Source organism: Microcoleus sp. Pol7_B2 (assembly GCF_036701035.1).
Classification (GTDB): Bacteria; Cyanobacteriota; Cyanobacteriia; order Cyanobacteriales; family Microcoleaceae; genus Microcoleus.
The window spans coordinates 1-21167 of sequence record NZ_JAUBQB010000097.1 but is presented as its reverse complement, the minus strand read 5'-3'; the positions used below and the strand labels follow the sequence as shown (position 1 = coordinate 21167).

The window sequence follows — 21167 nt, the reverse complement described above, 5'->3', positions numbered from 1 at the left end:
ATCATTATTGTTCCATAATATTTCTGCAGAAAGAGGTATTGACAAAATCTACTCCTTTCTAACTTGTTACCAATGATGGTGGGCCAGCAGTTGCTGCTGACACGGTGGGAACGTCATATGCTACGCCAAAAGTCAGCCATATTGCAGCGTGTCTTGGTGCTGAGTTGCCGGATGAAAGTTGCCTTTTACATCGTGCGCTGATAGTACAATCAGCCAGATGGCCAGAGTGGGCAGAAGAAAAACTTGATACTGTTCGTCAAATTGGTTATGGCATTCCAAATATCGATCGCGCTTTAGGTAATTCTCCCAATCGCATCACTTTGATTACCAGAGGAAATAATCGTATCAAAGCCAGACAGGCTCATGTTTACCAAGTTAAATTGCCAGACAAATTGCGTACTCAGGGAGAAGAACATGAGATTCTGGTAGAAGTTACTCTATCTTACAAAGCACAACCACGTCGAACTCGTAGAAATCGCAGAAAATATCTTTCAACTTGGCTGGATTGGGATTGTAGTAAAAAGCGAGAAGATCCAGAAAAATTTCTGGCTAGGATTTTGAAAGAGTATGATGCTTCAGAGGATGCTGAAAAGGGAGAGGAAGTTTTTCAGTGGACTATTGGCAAAAGAGCCAAAAACTATGGAAAAATTGAGGGTGTTTCTAGAAGCGCGGGAACTGTTCAAAAGGATTGGACGGTTGTCAAATCATTTCAACTCAGAGAAGCATTCTGCATTGCAGTAGTTGGACATGAAGGTTGGAATAACGATCCAGATGCAGAAGCACCCTATTCTCTCGTTATTAGCTTTGAAGCATTAGCATCGAATATTCCAATTTACACTCCATTTGTTGAGGCTCAAGTCGTAATAGAAGTAAATCAGCAGGTGGAAATTAACTCAATATGATGTAGCTAAATTAGCTAAATGCGATCGCACATATTTTTGTTATATTTAACCAGTATTTGCCCTGACAATTCCGGAGCGGGTAAAATTGACTACAGTCTAAATATTGTCAGCAGCGCGAGACAACTCAATCCTCAACACCTGACACTCTCAACAACCAACGCAAGCAGCCATGAAACTTTACCACACTCCCATTTCCCCCAACTCCCGCCGCGTGTGGATAGCCCTCTTAGAAAAAAACCTCGACTTTGAATTAGTAGAAATCCACTTGGACGGCGATCACTTGCAGCCTGAGTTTGTCGCAATAAATCCTTTTCACCGCATCCCTGTTTTGGTCGATGATGACTTCACTGTCGTCGAGTCTCTAGCAATTCTTGACTATCTAGAAACGAAGTATCCCGAACCGGCAATGCTGCCAAAAGAACCGAAAGATTTGGCAGTTGTGAGGATGGTAGAACTGGTCACGGTTAACGAACTTCTACCGCAATTTTACCCCCTAGGCAGTGAAAAAATGGGACGGGGAACTCCCCAACCGCAGGAAATCGAAAAGGCTAAGGAAAAAGTCAATACTGTGCTGACATTCTTTGAAGGCTTGCTGGACGATCGCCCTTTTTTCGCTAGCAACAGTGTCACGTTTGCCGAGTGCGTTGCCGGCACCGTCGTGCCCTTGCTATCTTGGGTTGGTGTCTCCCTAGACAGCTATCCTAAAATTCAAGCTTGGTGCGATCGGCTAATGTCGCGTCCCTCATGGCAGCAAACTCAATTCACCGAGGTAGATATGGCGGCTTACGCATCTCGAAGACAAAAATTTCTGGCACAATCTCAAGCCTAATGAACAAATCAATTGCCAAGCGATCGCTCTTTTTCCTAGCTGTTTTCGCCTGCATCCAAATTCCCATCGCAGCAAAGGGGCAGCCCGCCGCCCGATCGAACTACGAAGCAATTAACGCTAAACAATTCCTTGCCGATCGCAAAATTACCGTCTCCAATCCCAAAGATATCGCAGCAAAATTCTTTAGCAGTGACCAAGAATCTGAAGGCAGAAAAAGCGACCAAATTTCGGTTTAATATCCCACGCGAGAAACAGCGGTAATTGTCCAAACCGTCGTCGGTTTAGCTGACGATTCTGTTGCTGCAATGCGACACCGCATCGAACTCAGAATCAGGCAAAATAAGTGGGAAATTGTCTGGATTGGCCGACAATCGAAGTGTCAACCAAATCGCGGACACCAAGATTGGGCAAGCGACCGCTGTCAGTAGAAATATCGATCGGCTTTTTGCTTAAATTCATTCATCCCGCGTGCGTTGCCAGGAACCAAGCTAGGACTTGACGCCACTCACGAAAAACAGAGGCACAGAAAGATTCGCTACCGCTGCTTCCCGATAGAAATAAGTTATTCATTCGTAAGCTGCAGAAGCAGTCGGGGCTCGGCGTTGTTTCCTGCCTGCGCCACAATCTTAAAACTATTTTTGGTGTCGATCGCTCTTTTAGTCAAAAAGAGCGATCCAACTCACAAGTTTACTTACACATGATCAAATTTCCAGCCGAGATGAATCCCGCCACAGGGGCTGAAATCTCAACCCAATTGCGGTCTTCTCCATTCTTATCTCTCACTAACTGGAAATTCGGCACAAGCGTTACTTGACCGTTAGCCGCTACACCGCCTTTAACCACAGAAGTCTTGGAAGGCTCGGTGCGGATCGCTAGACCCCTCGGGGCTACGCGAGGTTCTACTTGCCGGCACAGACTTACGGGGCCCGTTGCTGGTGCTGGTGCCGGTGCTGGTGCTGGTGCCGGTGCTGGTGCCGGTGCTGGTGCTGGTGCCGGTGCTGGTGCCGGTGCTGGTGCTGGTGCTGGTGCCGGTGCCGGTGCTGGTGCCGGTGCTGGTGCTGGTGCTGGTGCTGGTGCTGGTGCTGGCGCCGGTGCCGGTGCTGGACTTGGACTTGGTGTCGGTGCCGGTGCTGGCGTCGCTGCTGGTGCCGGTGCAGGTGCCGGTGCTGGTGTCGCTGCCGGCCTTGGGGAAGGAGTTTGACTAATTGTGGTGCTGGCTGTCGTGCACGAACCTAAATTAGCCTCGTTGTTGGGATATCCGCTAGCCACATACCCTGTGACGGGAGCGGTAATTTGAATCCAGAGGCGACCGTCGGAGGCTTTAACAGAAGTAGCGCCTTGGGACAGCATTACCTGAGTATTAAGTGGTACCCCGCCAACTCTAGGGGATTTGGGGTCTGGGTTCTGGCGAACGGTCAAACCTTGTTTGGGAGTGACTTGGCGACAAAGGTTGCCAGCCTGGGCTATTTGAAAGGTCGCGCTATCTTCAAAGGAAATATTTTCAGCATCTTGACTGACAGTGGATGTTGATGGGGCGGCAACACCGATGGCATTCGCCTGCAAACTTCCGGCTACGATCGCGATCGCGCCCAGCAATGCAGCGGGTTTATTCCAGCAATTCAAGTTTTTCATCCGTTCAAATCCTCACTTAACCACAATCATTATCTTAATTGCAGGTCAATATAGCAAAAAAATCCATTTATCTTCCACAAAAAATCTTTATATAACTTTTTTATGACCGCAAGTCAAGTTTTATTTATATTATTTAATGTTTGGTGAGTTGAGCGAAGACAAATAAAGCTGCTACGCCGATAAATGACTCATTATGGCAGAGCGGGGGAGGGAGAAGGCGAGAGTGTCCGAGTCGGGGAATGGAAGAGCAGCAAAGTCAACAGTCAACAGTTAACAGTTTAAATGCGGGACAGTTTGCTAGGAATCCAAGTCATGTGTTATCCGCCAATATCTTGTCAGGTGTTCGTTAAACCATTTAGCTGTCAGTTGTTGCAGTTGAGTAATATGGGGCTACATTTCAGGTGAATTCTTGGCAGATTCGAGAGCGAGATTGTGCTGTAGATCCTCCCAGATTCTCACTGACAGGCGATTGGCGCGATCGACCCCATCGTCCTAGTGGGCTGGCACAAGTCGCATACAGTTCTTCGATCGCGCTCACATAACTCAACTGTCGATCGTACCTTACTTAAACAGGGCTTAGGCACTCAAGGGCGTTAAATCAAGGGTTTGAGATTGCTTCACTACTTTATCTTCGGACAGAAAATCGTAGTACGTGCGTCCAGGACTATTAAAATTGTGGCAAACAGCGCAAATCGCTAGCATTGACCCGATGGCGGGCGTCAATTTGATAAAATCTTCCAAAACGGAAACTTATCGGCTTGGGGCACAGTTGTGTTTTTGTGGCTAAAGCCGCCCCGCCCTCAGCGACAGTTGCTGTAGCTGAGGGCAAACGGTTTTGTTCCTGTGGAGACAACCAGCACAAAACCTCTGAACAAAAGCACCCCGCTCAAATTAGAAACCAAATATTTGCGTCCATTCTGATTTAATTATATTGCTATAGCAACCGCACTCGATGTTTATGAAGTTTTCACTTGCTAAAACTAATGCGGTAGATTCCTTCGGAATGGGAGCATATTAATGATAGGAAAAATCTTTTTCTCGCATGGCGATGGCGATTAGCGCACGCACAATGAGAGTAAAAGCCCAACTAATCTCCTCCCTTCTTCTTTCTTGCCCAAATAACTAAAGCCTTCTCTCTTCGAGAGTTAAAGCTTTCTTCCTTCTGCTATATAATGACCAAAGCGTTAAATATTTTTGCAGTGACAATAACTACTAACAAAAAAGACGGCAAATCCTCTAACTATCCCTTTGACGGTCTATCTTTAGACGATCGCAATCCCGAATTCATTGAGCTCTGGTTGCCAGTTTGGGAATGGCTGTACCGCTACTATTTTCGCGTACAAAGCGACGGCTGGCACCACGTACCGGCCAGCGGAAAAATGCTCGTGGTTGGTTCTCACAACGGGGGACTCGCCGCTCCAGATATGTTTATGTTCCTATACGAATGGTTCCGCAGGTACGGCACGGAACGCTTGGCATACGGATTGATGCACCCCACGGTATGGAAGGTTTCCCCAGAGATTGCTAGCATGGGGGTTGAGTGTGGTGCCCTCAAGGCACATCCAAAAATGGCGATCGCAGCTTTACGCAAAAATGCTGCAGTTCTCGTCTATCCGGGCGGCGCCCAAGATGTTTTTCGCCCCCACCATTTGCGCGATCGAATCTACTTTGCGGGACGCAAGGGATTTATCAAATTAGCATTGCGAGAAGAAGTGCCAATTTTACCAATTATATCGCACGGTGCCCACGATACTTTGATAGTTTTGGCAGATTTGTACGAACAAGTTAAGCAATTGCATGAATGGGGGATGCCGTGGTTGTTGGGCATCGATCCGGTGGTATTTCCGGTGTATTTGGGATTGCCTTGGGGATTGAGTATTGGGCCTTTGCCAAACCTGCCTTTACCCGTGCAAATTCGGACTCGCGTCTGCGAACCGATTGTATTTGAGAGGTATGGTTCGGAGGCGGCGCGCGATCGCGATTATGTTGATGCTTGTTTCGATCGAGTTACCACCCAAATGCAAGAACAATTAGATTGTTTGGCTGGCAAGTGACAATTGCACAAGTCTACATTATTCTATCCTGCATAAACCGATTTTTTTTACGAGAATATAGCGTGAAGCGCGAGGGCTATGGGTAAAAAAACTGGTTTCTTGAGTCCTGTGGGTAAGTCGTGAGTACAAACATTTTTTGAAATAAATCTAATGATTTATTTCAAAAACCGACAATTGGGGTACTAAATCGGATTTTACCCATCTTAATTACGTGAAATATCCGAAAACGGCAGGCGCAAAAGTCATCCGTTTTATCATCCAGGTTCAAGCGGACATAAGATCAGCTTAAATAAATGCAGATGAATAGGACTTCATCTGCGTTTATCTTCCTTCCTCGGGGGGGTAAAAATATAATTTGCCAAAATAACCTGATTCTGTAAGCTAATCCGCATTTAAATTGCATAGTAAAATATTTTTTTTATTGTGGATAGTAGGGGTTGGGCAGGAAAGCCCGCCCTCAACATACAAATTAAATCCACAACAGCTTATAAACTCTTTATATTAATTTTGCTTCTGCCTTCCAGTGACTAATTGCCCGATCGCCTTAAGCGCAATACTGGGATGAAAAAGTACAGCCGGCGACTCAATCATGTGCACAACTTCCAAAAATGCTTGGCAAACTTTAGCATCATCTACAAGCGCTTTTAGCACCAACTCCATGTACTCAATAATCAGCCGCGTGCCCAAATTTGGTTTAGCACCTGTACTTCCTCGATAGCGGGAGTCCTGGCTGATGGCAAATGTCCAAGGAATTGTATGTAATTTTGCTAGTTTTTGTTGAAATTGTCGAGAGAAACCTTTTAAATTGCCTTCAAGATAGCACTGCCGCTGATGCAGCAGGCATTCATCTAGCATCTGAGCATCCAGCGCAGCAACCGTCATTCCCTGTCCGTATATCGGGTTGAAAGCGCAAACTGCATGACCGATAATTAGTAAGTTTTCAGGGTAACAAGAGAGGCGCTCGTAGTGGCGCAAACGATTTTCTGTACCTCGATAACTATAAACAGGTGTTATTGCTTCTGCGTCTTTAATTGCATCATAAATTGTCGGGGTTGGCAGAGTGCGGACAAATTCTAGAAAGCCTGCTTCGTCTGCGGGGGGATAATCGCGATCGCCCCCGATGAGAATCACCAGCCAGCGATTGCCTTCGATCGGGAAAATTCCACCGCCACGGGTGCGAAATGGCGGTGCGGTTGACACAAATACTGGCGCAGTGTCTGACAATTTACCGCTGCATTTATAGATGCGGCTGGCATAGCCGACAAAAGCATTGATAGCGGTTTCTTGCGGAGGTTCATAGCCCAAACTTTTCAACCATTGAGGTGTTTTGGAAACTTTGCCACTAGCATCGACTACTAAATCTGCATACAAATTCTCTGCATGGATGTTACCAGGGTTGTGGCGATCGCGAAAACGCACCGACACGCCAGCAACTTCCGTGCGTGAGGCATTCGCCAGCAACCCCGTTACGGTGCCTCCTTCGAGGAAATGCACGTTCGTATTTTCAGCCAATCGGCGGCGAATTTGCCAATCCAGTAAATCCCGACTGAACATAATTAAATCATTTAGATCCGGGCTAAATAGCGGGGCCCAACCCGCCGGACTAAACCACCCGATCGACTTCGGATTTAACCTAGGAGCACCAGCAGCTACCAGTTCGCTTTCCAAGCCGGGAAACAACTCTTCTAGGATGATTTTCCCCCGATTTAAAAGGATGTGAAGGTGACGGGATTGAGGAATCCCGGGGCGAGGTGCGGGTTTTTCTGGAAAAAAATCTCGTTCAATAATACTTACTCGGTCGAAGTGTTTTGCTAATACTCTAGATGCCAACAGTCCTGCTAAACTGCCGCCAATAATAATTGCATGACTTTCTCGCTGCACTATCGAATCCCTTCAAAGCTAATTTGCTATGGCATTGGTTGATGAATTGTGAACAATTTGTCTGGGCTTCTGTACCCACTCTTAATATCGATCGACCAAAGATTTTCCTCTGCCATTATTTTAATCCGACTTACCATTACTACCATCTATCTCGGATGCGCCGCAGCGCACCTTACTCATACCTGAGAACTAACAACTTCACAATTGCCAATTTACATAGCACAAATATTCCTAAAGTGACAGCCGGCCACAGACATATTTCTACACTTCCAACTGTAGGGGGATGCTTTAGCTCGTCAATAAGGCGATGCTTGCCATTGGGGGCATGAGTCTAAAACTATACATTAGTTAACTTGCGCCAATGAGCGCGCGCACCCACTCCTTAACGAGGAATATACTATGTATCAAAATTTGCCAATAAATCCACAACTGTATAACATCGGGTTCTGGCTGGCCCAAGTGCCAGTAGAGCAGACTACTACAAACACAGCAGAAGACGCAGCACTCCTCTATTCCGGGCCGCAATTTTTTATCGCCTTGATAGCTGGAGTGGTGCTCGCCTGCGCTTTCCAACTATTGCTAACAAATTTATCAGTAGCAGCCGGCCTTTCGTACATGGGACAATCCCACGACGACGGCCACCACTCGGATAGCGGCAGCTCCCCAGTCCGCCACATCGGCAGAAAAGTAGGCACTTGGACGCTGATTACCGTCACCGTCGCTTTATTCTTTGCTTGCTTGCTAGCAGTTAAGCTCAGCTTGATTAGCAGTCCTGGTTTAGGTGCGATCGTCGGTTTAGTCGTGTGGGCAACCTATTTCTCAATGCTTGTTTGGGTGAGTTCCACCACCGTCGGTTCTTTGATCGGTTCCGTCGTCAACACCGCCACATCAGGCTTTCAAGCCATTGTCGGCACCGCAGCCTCGGCTATCGGCGCCAAAGCAGCCAGCAACCAAGTAGTCGCCACCGCGAAAGCAGCAGCAGCAGCAGTGGGCCATGAACTGGGTAGCGCGATCGACCCCACAAGCTTGCGCGAAAACGTCGAAGACTACATCCAAAGCCTCAAACCGCCAGAATTAGACATCAAAGGGATGCGTAGCGAGTTTGAAAAATTGCTTAATGATCCGCAACTAAAAACCATTGCAGCCGAAAATTTGCCGAATCTCGATCGCCAAACTCTCGTAGATTTAGTAAGTTCGCGATCGGACTTATCAAAACGCGACGTAAACCGGATTGTAGACCAACTTCAAGATGCTTGGAAACAAGTAGGAAAACAAGGGCAGCAATCAGACGGCATCGCCCAATTAGTAGACTATCTCAAATCGGCCAAATCCGGCGATTTGGTCTCAGATAAATTGGCAAGTAGGGTAGAAAAAGCTCTCAGCAATCTGAGCGGTCAAAACTCTGGACAAAGCCCGACCATGATGTCTCAAGCAACGACAATGGCAGTCAATGCTTTAATGGGAATAGTATTGGGTCGCACAGATATTTCTGACTTGGATCTTGAAAAAGTAGTCGGTCAGCTCAAAGAAGCTAAAGACAAAGTTACCCAGCAAACTGATAAAATTACCGCTCAAGTCAAAGGCGAACCCGTAACTTACAGCCCAATTCGTGCCGACGTAGAAAACTACCTACTCAACACTTATTCGTGGCAGATGAACCCCCAAGCCATCGAGCGCGAATTTCGGGACGTTCTCTACGATCCTACAGCCGATCCGGGAACTGTGCGCCGCGAATTAGAAAAACTAAAACAGTCTAATTTTGCCGAAATCCTGGCGAGTAGAGGTGTTTTTACCCAAGACAAAATTAAACAAATTTCCCAGGAATTAGAAGCAATTAGACAGCGCGTTTTACAAACTGTGATCTTTGCCGAGGAACAAGAAAAATCTCGCGATTTGCAGTGGCGGGTAGAAACTTATTTGAAGCTGACGCCGAAAGAAGAACTGACAGCAGCAGGTATCGGGAGCGATTTCAAAAAAATCTTAGAGGATTCCGATGCTAGTTACGAACAGTTGCGCGCTCGGCTTTCTCCTTACACCCGCGACAGTTTCGTGCAAATTCTCCGAGGCCGCGAAAACTTCGGATTCCAGGAAGTAGAACAGATTGTTCAAGAGTTGGAAAGGACGCGAGATGTAGTTTTAGCAGATGCTAAAGGTCTGCAAGAAGCAGCGCAAGTCCGACTAGACAACCAGTGGCAAAGAGTACAAGAATACTTGAAGTCTACGGGCAAAGAAGAACTCAATCCCGAAGGCATCAAGCGCGATTTGAAAACGCTGCTTGATAACCCAGAAGCGGGAATGTGGGCCCTGAGAGCTAGAGCTTCTAGGTTCGATCGCCAAACGTTGGTAAAATTGCTATCTCAGCGGAAAGACCTCAGCGAAGACCAAGTAAATCAGCTTCTCGACAGCACCGAAGAAACTTGGCACGGCGTGCTGCATGCGCCGCAAAAGTTGGCCGAAAAAGCTAAGGATCAGTACGACCAAACCACCACCGCCCTTGCAGATTACCTTCGCAATACTGGCAAATCAGAACTCAATCCTGAAGGGATTAAGCGGGATTTGACAAAACTGCTGGAAAATCCCAAAGAAGGAGCTTTAGCACTGCGTGGCCGCCTGTCTCAAGTCGATCGCGATACTTTGGTAAAACTGCTTTCTCAGAGACAAGATTTGAGCGAGGAACAAGTCAATCAAATTATCGACCAAGTGCAGGAAACTCTTGGATCGATTGTGAAAGCGCCGCGCCGTTTGGCAAAACGGGTGCAAAGCCAAGTGCACGATTTTCAGAGTGTTTTAGAAGATTATTTGCGTAATACTGGCAAGGATGAATTAAATCCAGAAGCCATCAAGCGCGACTTGCAACTGCTGCTGCATGACCCGAAAGTCGGCGCTTACAGTTTGGGCGAGCGCTTGTCGCACATCGATCGAGCTACAGTTGTTTCTCTGCTGTCTCAGCGACCGGATATTTCTGAAGCAGAAGCCAATCGCATTGTCGATGGAATTTTGTCGGTGCGCGATGAGTTCGCAATGCAAATTCAGAAAATACAGGAGGGTATTCAGTCGGTAATTGACGGGATTCTCGGAAAAATTCGGGATTACCTCAATTCGCTCGATCGCCCTGAACTCAACTACGAAGGAATTACGCGGGACGTGCGGAAGTTATTTGACGATCCGCAAGCCGGATTTGACGCTTTGCGCGATCGGCTTGGTCATTTCAACCGCGATACTTTAGTAGCATTAATGAGTTCTCGCGAGGACATTTCCGAAGCAGATGCCAACCGCTTGATCGACCAAATTGAAAGAAGCCGCAACACAGTATTGCAAAGAGCAGAACGCTTGCAGCAAGAGGCGCAGCTTCGCCTCGAAAGCATCAAACTGCAAGCCGAAAAACAAGCCGAAGAAACCCGCAAAGCAGCAGAAGTTGCCTCTTGGTGGCTGTTTTTCACGGCTCTTTCCTCGGCCGCTGCTGCTGCTGGCGCCGGTGCTTTAGCCGTCATCCGATAAAAAAGACTTTAGTTGCGATCGGATTGCCGATAGTGCCTGATATGAGTTTCTACTGATATCAGGCACTAATGTTAGTAAAGAATTTGATCGGGGAGTGGGGATGGGTTTTTATTAATTTGTTAGTACTGTTGAATAATGTTAGTGGTAAACCCGTTCCTACCAGTTTGTTGAGGATTGTGGAAACTGTGAATTTATAAATCTTAATTAGCAGTTTTGATTAATTCAAAATAGAAAAGTAAAAAACTGATTTTTTTGATTGTTGTATATTTTATTTTCGGATGTAAATGAAAAGTCGCCGGATATTCCTTGCCTCTGCTATCACAATTGTTGAACGCCGTTCAAGCTTCTAGGCTGGATAGGCTTTTAAGCTTATTGCACTACTCCTGCAAGGATTGCTATAAAACGACAAAAATCAAAACAGCTATTGAAATGAGATCCTTTTGGCAGGGAAAACTCGACCTACCAGTCCGCTCTCTCCTCAATATTTTTTAGATACAATAATAGTGAGGGTTCTCAACCCAGCACGCCTGTTATACCAACCCCCCGCCGCCCTGGCTGCGTCTGTATCAAACGCGAACTGTTTTGAGTTCGATCGGCGGTTTATTTTGAAGAGGCCGATCGTCAGGTTATAACTTGTAGGTAATAGGTTGTGCATAATAGGGAACTAAAGCTGTGAAAATACTACACTGACTGTGGGGGGCAACATACCGGATACCTTGGAAATACCAAGGGCTTTACCAAGTCACCCGAGAACAGTCCAAACACGCAGGCCCTGCGATCGCCAATGCTAAACAACCTACGTCTCAAACCTCTCCTGGCTAGTTGCCTAGTAGCACCGTGAGGAGGGCGACGCCATGCAACTCCGAAAAAAAACACTATTAATCATCGGTGCAGCGCTGATCAGCCTGATTGTGGTTCTCTATGCCACTGCATCAACTATTTTGCTGCATGATTTTCACAACCTGGAGGCACAGTACGTCCGCCAGGATGTCGCACGGGCTTTGGACGCATTAGATGATGACTTGTCGAATTTAGACACCAGCGCCCAAGATTACGCCGAGTGGGACGATACTTACTCTTTCGTCGAAACACGGAACGAAAATTTTGTCAAGTCAAATTTCGTCGATTCGACATTTATTTACTTGAGACTAAACTTCTTGGTACTGCTGGACTCTAACGGTAAGACGATCTTCAGCAAAGGTTTCGACCTTAAATCCCAAACCGAAATCCCGATTCCCGAAAGCTTAAAACAGCACTTGACCGAGGCGCTACTAGACTCATCGACAGTCGATGGCGATCGTCCCGCCGCCAAAACAGGCGTTCTCACCCTGCCAGAAGCCAGGCTGCTGATTGCCGCCAAGCCCATCTTCAACAGCAACGCCCAAGGCCCGTCGCGGGGGACGCTGATCTTGGGACGCTACCTCGACAGCAGCGAAATAGGTTTGCTTTCAGAACTGACTCACCTGTCAGTGGATTTTAGATTGCCCAGCTTAGATTTTAAAGTGGGAGCCGCGAACTACTTCGGGCACAGCGCCAAGGCGATGGCTCGATCGAGGCAGGAGTTGGAAAATGTCAAACTCAAAATTTCCAACCTCAAATCTGTAGAAATTTTAGTCGAGCCACTCAGCGACACCTTAGTCGCAGGATACGCCCTGATTCGCGACATCCACGGCAACCTAGCGCTGCTGCTGCGAGTAGAGACAGATCGCATCATTTACGGCCAAGGTCAGGCCACCTTGGAGCTGTTTACCTTATCAATACTGGCAGTAGGTTTAATATTTAGCGCCATCACCCTGCTGTTGCTAGAAAAATTAGTCTTGGCGAGATTGGCTTCCTTGAGCACCAGCGTCAGCAACATCGCAGCCAACGGCGATCCAAGCTTGAGAGTTCCTATGGCCGGAGAAGATGAACTCGCAAGCTTGGCCGACGCCATCAACCGAATGCTAGAAGCATTGGGCAATTCTCAAGTCGAACGTAATGAAAGCGAAGACCGCTATCGGTTGATGGCCGAAAACTCAACCGACATGATCACCAGACACGACCCCACAGGCGTGTTTGTTTACGTCTCGCCCGCCAGCAGGGCTTTGCTGGGATACGAACCTTCGGAACTCATCGGCCGCGTCCCCAAGGATTATTTTCACCCCGACGATTTAGAAACCATTGCCAAAGCTCACTGGAAAGTCCTGGCGCTCCCAGTTACTTACACCGTCAGCTACCGCATCCGCCGCAAAGACGGCAAATACATTTGGTTTGAAACCACCGGCCGCACGATCAGTGATCCCCAAACCGGCGAAGTCCAAGAAATTATCGGCATTTCCCGCGACATCAGCGTGCGGAAGCAAACAGAACAAGAACTGCGAGAAAGCGAAGCTGCAATCAAAGCTTTGTACCAAGTGACTTCGGCTCCCCGTACAGACCCGCTCAACCACCTCTCTACCTTTGATTTGCGCCTCCAAGAACTGCTGGGAATGGGATGTCGGCATTTAGGCCTGTCGGTGGGAATTTTGTCCTGCATTCAAGGCGACAACTATCAAATAATGGCTGTTGAGTGTCCCGACGGGTCGATAGTCAAAGACCAAATCTATGATCTGGAAAAAACTTTCTGCGTCGCTACGGCAATGGCAAAAGAACCGATTTACTTTGAGTCGGTGCGATTTTCGGGTTTTTCCTTCAACACGCACGATCGAGCCTTCCCAATCGAAGCTTACATGGGCATTCCCGTCACTGTGGCAGGTGAAGTTTACGGCACTCTGTGCTTCTTTTCTCCGACTCCTGTGACAGAACCGTTCCGAGCTGTAGACAGAGAGTTGATGAAACTGATGGCTCAGTGGGTGGGAAGCGAACTCGAACGCCAGCAAACCGACGTAGATTTGGCAAAAGCTCGCGATCAAGCACTGGCGGCTACTAGAGCCAAAAGCGAATTTTTAGCCACCATGAGCCACGAAATTCGCACTCCGATGAATGGAGTCATCGGCATGACCGGTTTGCTGCTGGATACCCCCTTAACTCGCGAACAGCGCGATTTTGTAGAAACTATCCGTAGCAGCGGCGATGCCTTGCTGACGCTGATCAACGATATTCTAGATTTCTCTAAAATTGAGTCGGGCAAATTGGACTTGGAGGAACATCCGTTTGACATCCGCACTTGCATTGAGGAATCTCTAGACTTGGTAGCTGCCAAGGCGGCAGAAAAAAAACTGGAAGTGGGTTACTTGATCGATCGTACAGTACCGGCAACGGCGATCGGCGATAGCACCCGCTTGAGGCAAATTTTAATCAACTTGCTCAGTAATGCGGTTAAATTTACCGACGCTGGAGAAGTGGTGGTTTCGGTGACTGCCAAAAAGATTTCAGTGCCGGCGGCTAAGGCTAAAGAACCGCCATTAATTGCTGGCGAACCCGTAGCAATTAACCCAGCATACGAAATACATTTTGCGGTCAAAGATACCGGTATTGGCATTCCGAGCGATCGCATGGATCGGCTATTTAAATCTTTCAGCCAGGTTGATTCTTCAACGAGCCGGCAGTACGGCGGTACCGGATTGGGTTTGGCAATTAGCAAGCGTTTGGCCGAAATGATGGGCGGCCGGATGTGGGTGGAAAGTATGGGTAGTGTCGCGGGCAATCCTCCGGCCCATTTTAGATCATCGGCAGTTTTTGATTTGGGATGGGCAGAATCTTGCGAAATTGCCGAAAAATATGGCTATGGCAAATCTGTACTCAGCAACAAGCCGATCGGCCAAAATACGAAATCCGTTGGCTCTACTTTTTATTTTAGTACGATCGTTTCTGGCTGCAAGAATTCCTTACCACTTAACTTGAGCAATTCTCAACCTGAATTAGCTGGGAAGCGAGTCTTAATTGTCGATGACAATGCTACCAACCGCAGAATTTTGACTCTCCAAGCTCAGTCTTGGGGAATGGTGGCTAGGGCTTCAGCTTCGGCTAGTTTGGCTTTAGATTGGCTGGCTGCTAAAGAGGTGTTTGACTTGGCAGTTTTGGATATGCAAATGCCGGAAATGGACGGGTTAGCTTTAGCGACGCAAATTCGCCGGTATCCTGATTGCGAAAAGTTGCCGTTAGTGATGCTAACTTCGATCGGCAGGCAAGAAATTCACCCCCCTGCTATGGAGATGGATTTTGCTGCTTTTTTGAATAAACCCATCAAACAATCTCAGCTTTACAATGTTTTAATCAATATTTTTGGAGAACAGACAACGGAATTTAAAGGGCAGCGCACTAGCGGGGCTTTCTTGCAAAGCATACCCGTGCTGGCAGAGAACTTACCCCTGCGGATTCTGTTGGCTGACGATCATTTGGTGAATCAGAAGGTGGCTTTGCAAATTTTGCAGCGGATGGGGTATCGCGCGGATGTGGCGGGAAACGGTATCGAAGTGCTCGAAGCTTTGCGCCGCCAGCCTTATGATGTGGTGCTGATGGATGTGCAAATGCCGGAAATGGACGGACTGGAAACTACCCGCCACATCCGCGAGCAATTTTCAGCAGATTTAACTTTAGAAAATCCCACGGGAGAATCAGAAGTTTCCGTAACAAATGAGCAATCTCATAATCGAGACGCGACCAAAAATCCCACGGGAGGATCAGAAGTTTCCGCAACAGATGAGCAATCTAATAATGGAAAATCCAGAATCCAAAATCCAAAATTGACTGGCGAGGAATCTAACAATCGAAAATCGAAAATCCAAAATCTAAAACCACCTAGGCCTTGGATTGTGGCGATGACGGCAAATGCGATGCAGGGCGATCGCGAAGAGTGTATGGCTGCGGGGATGGACGACTATTTGAGCAAGCCGATCGCCATTGACCAGTTGGTGCGAGCTTTGACCGGGTGTAAATCTCGATCGAACTCCCCATTCGATCGTCTGCAGCCGATTGTTTGTTTGGATGCCCAGGCGGAACAGATCGAAGGAACGAGTGAATTACAAGTGCGATCGAATGTGGCTGTTGCGGGAAATCCACAACTGACAATTACCAATTCGCCGGCAGTCGTCGATTGGGGTGCATCAAATCTCGATCGGGCTTTGTCACAGAGTCACGATTCCCTGAGTGCCAAGATTATAGAGGGACTGCGAGAAGTGGAAGCTTTGGACGAGGCGATCGAGATTTACCTCGAAACAGCTCCCGAACTGCTGCGAGGCATCTCTATGGCTCTGTCCAACGCCGATCCGCTGGCTTTGCGGCGATCGGCTCACTCTTTAAAGTCGATTAGCGGTACTCTCGGTGCTTTTCGCTTGTTTGAGCTGTGCGAGGAACTCGAAATCATGGGCCGCATCGGAACAAATGCTAACCAGCCTTTACCTGATCCGGCCTGCGCGCTTTTAGAAGAGGTTGAGGCGGAGTATCAAAGAGTCGAAACGGCGTTAAAAATAGAGCAGTCTGTGGATGGTTAGCGGTTAGATCCTGTCTGATTGATTTCTCATAAATTGAAGTCCGCTTCGGGTAAGGCTGTCCATCTGAAACAACACTAGACAATCGAAAGTTATCTCACCCACCCCAAGGAGGGGACTGTTAACTATTAACTTACTTTTTAGTTACCAAAACCCAATCGTCGGCTGTTTTGACAACCTCAGCATTCTGCAAACCTAAATGTTTTAAAACTGGTTTTTCTAACAGAAAATAAGGTTGAGGGAGAGTTTGCCATTTCTGTTTGAGCGTCGGCGCGTCGGCGACAATAACTTGGCGTTGACTATAAAAATTCAGCGATGGACGGCCCAAGCGGTGAGAAGTAAACACTGGTTGACCCGCCGGAGTTCCTGTGCGGACAATTTCGGCGATCGGCTTAACAGGATAATCCTCCGCCAGTTCCCAAACCCAGTTATCTGAAGCCACCAATACCAACAGCGTCAGGTAAGTTCCCCAAATTAAAACTAATATAAACTGCCGGTCTTTGCGGTGCAGCAACACGGCCGCCATTGTCATTGTCAAAGCTACAAATATCAGCATTAACTGCAAATCTCGCTCTGGAGGCGCAATTTGTCCCCCGATCCGTACCCAGCCACTGAAGTACACGCAACCGACGACAGCAACTAAACCCAGCATTGCCAAAATCGCGGGATGAGGCAACAAACAAATAGCATCAAAACGTTCTTCTGCTTCCTCTTTGACCGGCTCTGGCGGCAGCCACAGTTGCTCCCAAACTTCAGCAAGATAACTGCCAACGGCAAGAGCAAAAGCTGGATAAATTGGCAAAACATACCACGGCAATTTAGTAGTCATCACAGAAATAGCCAGCAGATATACTCCAGTCCAAACCAATACTAATTTTGGCCCGGCAAAACTGCGATTTTCCCAACTCAGACGCAGCCCTTGTAGCCAAAATAACTGCCACGGCAAAGCTAATTTGAAAATTTCTAAAAGATAATACCAAGGCGGGCCTCTGTGACTGCTCACAGGTTCCGAAATGCGCCGGAAAGATTCGTTAACTAAATTAGTGTTGATGAAATATTGGCCGTAGTGCAGCCATTGGGCAAAATACCAAGCAGCTACTGGCAATGTTCCGATCGCCAATCCGCCCCAAAGATACCCAGAAGTGAGGAGTCGCGGGGTATCCCAAACCAAAAAAATACAGCCCATCCCAGCCAGCAGCAGCCCCAACATCACGCCCTTAGTCAGGCAAATGAGTCCGAACCCAATCCCCGCGCCCAAAGCGTAGCGCAAATCCCGGCGCGATCGTAGCAAACACCACATCGCCCCCAGCAAAAAACACAAAACTGCTCCATCCAACATCGCCAAACGTCCATGCCGCACCACCGGTAACAGCGTCAGATAAACGAGGGCAGAAAAAATGGCGATCGAACGCGGAGGAAACAACTCCCTGCCAATGGCGTAAAGCAAGGGCACTGAGGTGGCTGTCAGCATCGCCGGTACCCACCTTGCCGTCAATTCGCTGACACCGCCGACGGCAAAACACAGCCCGATTAGCCAGTGTACCAGCGGCGGTTTGTTCAAATAAGGCATTGAGTCGATCGTCGGATACAGCCAATTTAAGTTGCCGCGCCAAATTTCGCGGCTTACCTGCGCTGCAATGCCTTCATCCCAATCCCGCAAAGCCACGCCACCCAGATTCAGCCCGAAAATCAGCACTGCAGCCAACAGAAAAGCCAGCATCCACACTTTGTCTGTAAAGCTGTCATTCCAGCGATTTTTCGGTTTGCGGCCCAGGAATGGAAAGATTTCTGACATAAGTTAAGAGAGTTTTGAGCGTCCCAAACTGAGGGTAAACTTAGACAGCAGTTATTTGCGACTAGGAAAATACCATGAACTTGCCTGTAATTATAGATATTATCATTGGCTTAGTATTTATCTACCTGACTTTAAGCTTGCTAGCTTCGGAAATTCAGGAACTGATTGCTACTGTTTGGCAGTGGCGGGCGGAACATTTAAAGAAGTCGATAGAAGTGCTGATTTCTGGAGGCAGCGAAGGGGCGAAAGATCCCCTGCAATTGAAGAGAGTCGGACAGTTAGCCCATTCGATTTACGCCAATCCGATTATCAAGGATTTGAATCAGGGAGCGAAAGGGCTTTTATCAGAGGGATTCCGCTCTGTTACGCACCGCATGGGGGATTTTTACCACGGAGTTACGGGTACTAAAAATGTTTTCGGCAATAAATCCAGTGGGCCTTCTTATATTCCAGCCGAGTGTTTTTCGGCTAGCCTTTTGGATACTTTAAAGGTTTCTAGTTTGCTCAGCTCTATCTCTAAAACCAGATTGGAAAGATTTAAAGATTTACAATTAGCACAAATTCAACAGATTGGAGAAAATCTGAGTTTGCCGGATGCTACTAAACCAATTATTGAGCAAAAATTTAGGTGGCTGACTGCGGAGTTCAATCGAGTAGTTGAAGATTATCAAAACAATTTAGCAAGTTTGAGCAACAGCTTAGATCGAATGTCGGAAAAGCTAGGATTTTATATTAAGGATTCTCAGGTTTATCTACCAGAAACCGAGCTGGCAGGGAGAGAATTTCAGAGGCAGATGGCATTTGTCAAGGCTCGTTTTGACAGCAAAATTGAGCGGGTGGCGCTGCTAGGGCAACTGCAACCGAGTTTCAGCAATCTGTTAAATACTGTTAAAAAAAGTCAAGATTCGGTAGCAGAAATTATGGAACTCAAAGAGGAGAGTCCAATTTATCAACAAATTCAAGAAACCTTGGATAGTATGCCAGAATCTTTGAAACGCAGCCTTTATATTTTAGCGCAGCGCGCTGAAAAAGGCGGCGGAGATACTCAAGAGCAGTTGCAGCGGTTTCAGAAAGAAATTGAAATTTGGTTTGACCAATCGATGGAGCGTGCTTCTGGCGTTTACAAGCGGAATGCCAGAGGGGTAGCGATTTTGCTCGGAACTGCGATCGCTGTCGCTGCTAATGCTGATAGCATTCATATTATTAATCGGTTGTCGAAGGATTCGATGTTGCGCTCGACTGTTAATTTGTACGCTGAGCAGTTGGTGGCAAACAATGCTAAGACTAAATCAAATAATTTAACCAGTCTGACAAAAGTTCAACAGGATGTCGATCGAGCTTTGGATCAGGTAGCTCTGCCTTTTGGATGGAGCGAACAGAACAGCTTAGAACGAGATAAGCAGGGGAATTTATTGTGGCCGGCTTTGATGACAAAATTGTTTGGTTGGATATTGAGCGGCGTAGCTATTTCTATGGGGGCTGCTTTTTGGTTTGAGGCGCTCAATAAGATTATTAATATTCGCAATGCAGGGAAAAAACCGCCATCTTCCACAGAATCTTGAGGGGTGCAGTTGCGAGGCCAATTTACTAAGTGTCATACCCTTTTAGATTTTAGATTTTAGATGGGGGAATGACTGAAGACTATCGAGGTTTGAAGCACGGGCTTACAGTTGGATTCTTTTTTGAAAGTGGTATCACGGATAGGATATCGGATCGATCGGTAATTGCGCGTTTGGCGGAAGTAAGGGAAAACACGCAGAATATAAATTCCGTGCGATCGCGGATGGCAGTGCTGCGGAAATAGGGCAAACTGATAGATAGGTGAAATAAGAATGAGCGAAATAAACAAGGTCGCTGGCAGTTTCAGAAGCTCTGAATCCAAGGCTGTATCTACCACTAAACGGCCTTTTAGAGGACAGAATATGTTCACTTCTTTAAGGGAAACGACTCCCCCCTTGGAATACGCAAATCCCCCATCCCAAAGCTTTGTAGTCAAGGACTCCAGCATCAATGAAGGTGGATATTTTGTTTCCAGAATTTTGGCTGGGGAATCTGGCTGCATCGAGAAAAATACCTCGGCACTTCAAAAATATGCCTCTATCCTTAGAGAGATTGACAAAACTCGCACAACTTCTGAGGGCAGCTCGAACCAACTGCAATTAGGCTTTGTTATCCTCAGTTCAGATTACCTCGAACCCTACAAAAGTCAATTGCCAAAATCCCATAGTTCCCTGAGTAAAAACAGCGGACTTGGTTCGTGTTATGCCGGTCAATATAGTGATACACTCAGCAACGGCGGTGGGCGCGATCGACTGTTTGCTAATTAAGGAGTGATTTAATGGAGGGTGTGGAACGTACCGAGGGCGACTGGACTCGAATACAATTGTAATTAGGGAGGCAGCCGCGATCGAAATCAACGATTTAATCTGACTCAATTTGCAATCATATCAATTCGCGCTGAATAATTTGAATCATGTTTGTAGTGAGGTGGGCAGTCCTCACAGTGTCGGTAGCATCCCATAAACCAATTGATTTCCCGCGATGGGTTCCACTTAATATTAGACCGTTTTGACTGTTAGTAAATACGACCAAACGTCCTGGTAATCAGTATTTGGGTGTACCGCCAACCTAGCAGCTTCAAAGCATATAGAATTTTTTAAAATCTACATAATTCAGTTTTCCCTTGGATGAAATACAGCTAGGGAAACTCTAGTGCCTTGTGCCTATAGATAAATTCTCCCACTCCAATAAGAACTACTAAATATAAGAGGAGTTATTCCGAGGTGAATTACCTCCCCTATTTCCGCATCCCTCAATGCAGGCTACTATTAGCAAAATAAGGTCAAAAAAAATTGGATAATAGAACCTAGATTTCTTTCAATATTCCCGATTAATATTGCGATCTATTCCCATAGATAGAGGCTCCAATTTACATTTTAGTCAAGAAACAAAAGGCAAATGCCGAGCAAAATAAATCAATAAAATTTTTTTTAAAATGACACCATTTCCAAATTGGGTGTTAAGATATAATCAATTAAGCCTGATGAGATAACTCCGGGGTGTATCTACTAATAATGCCCTTAATGGAGTCTCCAATATGAGTTCTACATTCGCTCAAGTTAACTCAAAATCTGCTTGGGAAAAAATGCCACCGCGCTGCTTAGTCTT

At 46.9% G+C, this 21167-nt stretch carries 14 protein-coding genes; 9 read left to right on the top strand and 5 right to left on the bottom strand.

The features are described from left to right. Window positions 1–104: 104 nt before the first annotated feature. From QUA57_RS25370 to QUA57_RS25360, 3 genes are all read left to right on the top strand, one after another. Window positions 105–902 carry a hypothetical protein gene (locus QUA57_RS25370; RefSeq protein WP_333064388.1) on the top strand — a complete coding sequence of 266 codons (798 nt, stop codon included), beginning with the start codon at window positions 105–107 and terminating at the stop codon, window positions 900–902. A gap of 169 nt (window positions 903–1071) precedes the next feature. Next, window positions 1072–1731: a glutathione S-transferase family protein gene (locus tag QUA57_RS25365; protein WP_333064390.1), complete on the top strand. Its 660-nt coding sequence runs from the start codon at window positions 1072–1074 to the stop codon at window positions 1729–1731. Next, window positions 1731–1967, top strand: a complete 237-nt coding sequence (locus QUA57_RS25360; protein WP_333064391.1) for a hypothetical protein — start codon at window positions 1731–1733, stop codon at window positions 1965–1967. The genes QUA57_RS25365 and QUA57_RS25360 overlap by 1 nt, the downstream gene beginning before the upstream one ends. A gap of 94 nt (window positions 1968–2061) precedes the next feature. On the opposite strand, the gene QUA57_RS25355 is transcribed toward QUA57_RS25360, so the two are convergent. From QUA57_RS25355 to QUA57_RS25345, 3 genes are all read right to left on the bottom strand, one after another. Beyond that, window positions 2062–2190 carry a hypothetical protein gene (locus QUA57_RS25355; RefSeq protein WP_333064392.1) on the bottom strand — a complete coding sequence of 43 codons (129 nt, stop codon included), beginning with the start codon at window positions 2188–2190 and terminating at the stop codon, window positions 2062–2064. Window positions 2191–2418: 228 nt separating this feature from the next. Continuing rightward, window positions 2419–3363 (bottom strand): SH3 domain-containing protein, encoded by a 945-nt coding sequence (locus QUA57_RS25350; protein ID WP_333064394.1) that lies wholly within the window; start codon window positions 3361–3363, stop codon window positions 2419–2421. Window positions 3364–4030: 667 nt separating this feature from the next. Continuing rightward, window positions 4031–4216 (bottom strand): hypothetical protein, encoded by a 186-nt coding sequence (locus tag QUA57_RS25345; protein WP_333064395.1) that lies wholly within the window; start codon window positions 4214–4216, stop codon window positions 4031–4033. Between the two features lie 319 nt (window positions 4217–4535). On the opposite strand from QUA57_RS25345, the gene QUA57_RS25340 reads away from it, so the two are divergent. Continuing rightward, window positions 4536–5417 carry a glycerol acyltransferase gene (locus QUA57_RS25340; protein ID WP_333064397.1) on the top strand — a complete coding sequence of 294 codons (882 nt, stop codon included), beginning with the start codon at window positions 4536–4538 and terminating at the stop codon, window positions 5415–5417. Window positions 5418–5918: 501 nt separating this feature from the next. Here QUA57_RS25340 and QUA57_RS25335 read toward each other — a convergent pair. Continuing rightward, window positions 5919–7298 carry a 2-polyprenyl-6-methoxyphenol hydroxylase-like oxidoreductase gene (locus QUA57_RS25335; RefSeq protein WP_333064398.1) on the bottom strand — a complete coding sequence of 460 codons (1380 nt, stop codon included), beginning with the start codon at window positions 7296–7298 and terminating at the stop codon, window positions 5919–5921. 399 nt (window positions 7299–7697) lie between these two features. Between QUA57_RS25335 and QUA57_RS25330 the strand changes: the two genes are divergently transcribed. Continuing rightward, window positions 7698–10796, top strand: coding sequence for an MFS transporter (locus QUA57_RS25330; RefSeq protein ID WP_333064399.1), 3099 nt, complete (start codon window positions 7698–7700; stop codon window positions 10794–10796). Between the two features lie 854 nt (window positions 10797–11650). Further along, window positions 11651–16207 carry a response regulator gene (locus tag QUA57_RS25325; RefSeq protein ID WP_333064401.1) on the top strand — a complete coding sequence of 1519 codons (4557 nt, stop codon included), beginning with the start codon at window positions 11651–11653 and terminating at the stop codon, window positions 16205–16207. Window positions 16208–16337: 130 nt separating this feature from the next. On the opposite strand, the gene QUA57_RS25320 is transcribed toward QUA57_RS25325, so the two are convergent. Then, complete coding sequence (locus QUA57_RS25320) at window positions 16338–17999, bottom strand: glycosyltransferase family 39 protein (protein WP_333064402.1); 1662 nt, start codon at window positions 17997–17999, stop codon at window positions 16338–16340. A 74-nt stretch (window positions 18000–18073) separates the two neighbouring features. Between QUA57_RS25320 and QUA57_RS25315 the strand changes: the two genes are divergently transcribed. The 3 genes from QUA57_RS25315 to QUA57_RS25305 all read left to right on the top strand — a co-directional run bounded on the left by QUA57_RS25315 (window position 18074) and on the right by QUA57_RS25305 (window position 20326). Then, window positions 18074–19561, top strand: a complete 1488-nt coding sequence (locus QUA57_RS25315) for a hypothetical protein (RefSeq protein WP_333064403.1) — start codon at window positions 18074–18076, stop codon at window positions 19559–19561. A gap of 68 nt (window positions 19562–19629) precedes the next feature. Then, entirely contained in the window at window positions 19630–19803 is a 174-nt protein-coding gene (locus tag QUA57_RS25310; protein ID WP_333064405.1) for a hypothetical protein, read from the top strand. 118 nt (window positions 19804–19921) lie between these two features. Next, window positions 19922–20326, top strand: a complete 405-nt coding sequence (locus tag QUA57_RS25305; RefSeq protein ID WP_333064406.1) for a hypothetical protein — start codon at window positions 19922–19924, stop codon at window positions 20324–20326. Window positions 20327–21167 lie beyond the last annotated feature (841 nt).

Excerpts from the sequence above, each read along its gene's own strand:
- QUA57_RS25320 (WP_333064402.1), bottom strand. The coding sequence starts at position 17,999 with ATGTCAGAAATCTTTCCATTCCTGGGCCGCAAACCGAAAAATCGCTGG.
- QUA57_RS25310 (WP_333064405.1), top strand. The coding sequence starts at position 19,630 with ATGACTGAAGACTATCGAGGTTTGAAGCACGGGCTTACAGTTGGATTC.
- QUA57_RS25365 (WP_333064390.1), top strand. The coding sequence starts at position 1,072 with ATGAAACTTTACCACACTCCCATTTCCCCCAACTCCCGCCGCGTGTGG.
- QUA57_RS25350 (WP_333064394.1), bottom strand. The coding sequence starts at position 3,363 with ATGAAAAACTTGAATTGCTGGAATAAACCCGCTGCATTGCTGGGCGCG.
- QUA57_RS25325 (WP_333064401.1), top strand. The coding sequence starts at position 11,651 with ATGCAACTCCGAAAAAAAACACTATTAATCATCGGTGCAGCGCTGATC.
- QUA57_RS25360 (WP_333064391.1), top strand. The coding sequence starts at position 1,731 with ATGAACAAATCAATTGCCAAGCGATCGCTCTTTTTCCTAGCTGTTTTC.
- QUA57_RS25355 (WP_333064392.1), bottom strand. The coding sequence starts at position 2,190 with ATGAATTTAAGCAAAAAGCCGATCGATATTTCTACTGACAGCGGTCGC.
- QUA57_RS25330 (WP_333064399.1), top strand. The coding sequence starts at position 7,698 with ATGTATCAAAATTTGCCAATAAATCCACAACTGTATAACATCGGGTTC.
- QUA57_RS25315 (WP_333064403.1), top strand. The coding sequence starts at position 18,074 with ATGAACTTGCCTGTAATTATAGATATTATCATTGGCTTAGTATTTATC.
- QUA57_RS25340 (WP_333064397.1), top strand. The coding sequence starts at position 4,536 with ATGACCAAAGCGTTAAATATTTTTGCAGTGACAATAACTACTAACAAA.
- QUA57_RS25305 (WP_333064406.1), top strand. The coding sequence starts at position 19,922 with ATGTTCACTTCTTTAAGGGAAACGACTCCCCCCTTGGAATACGCAAAT.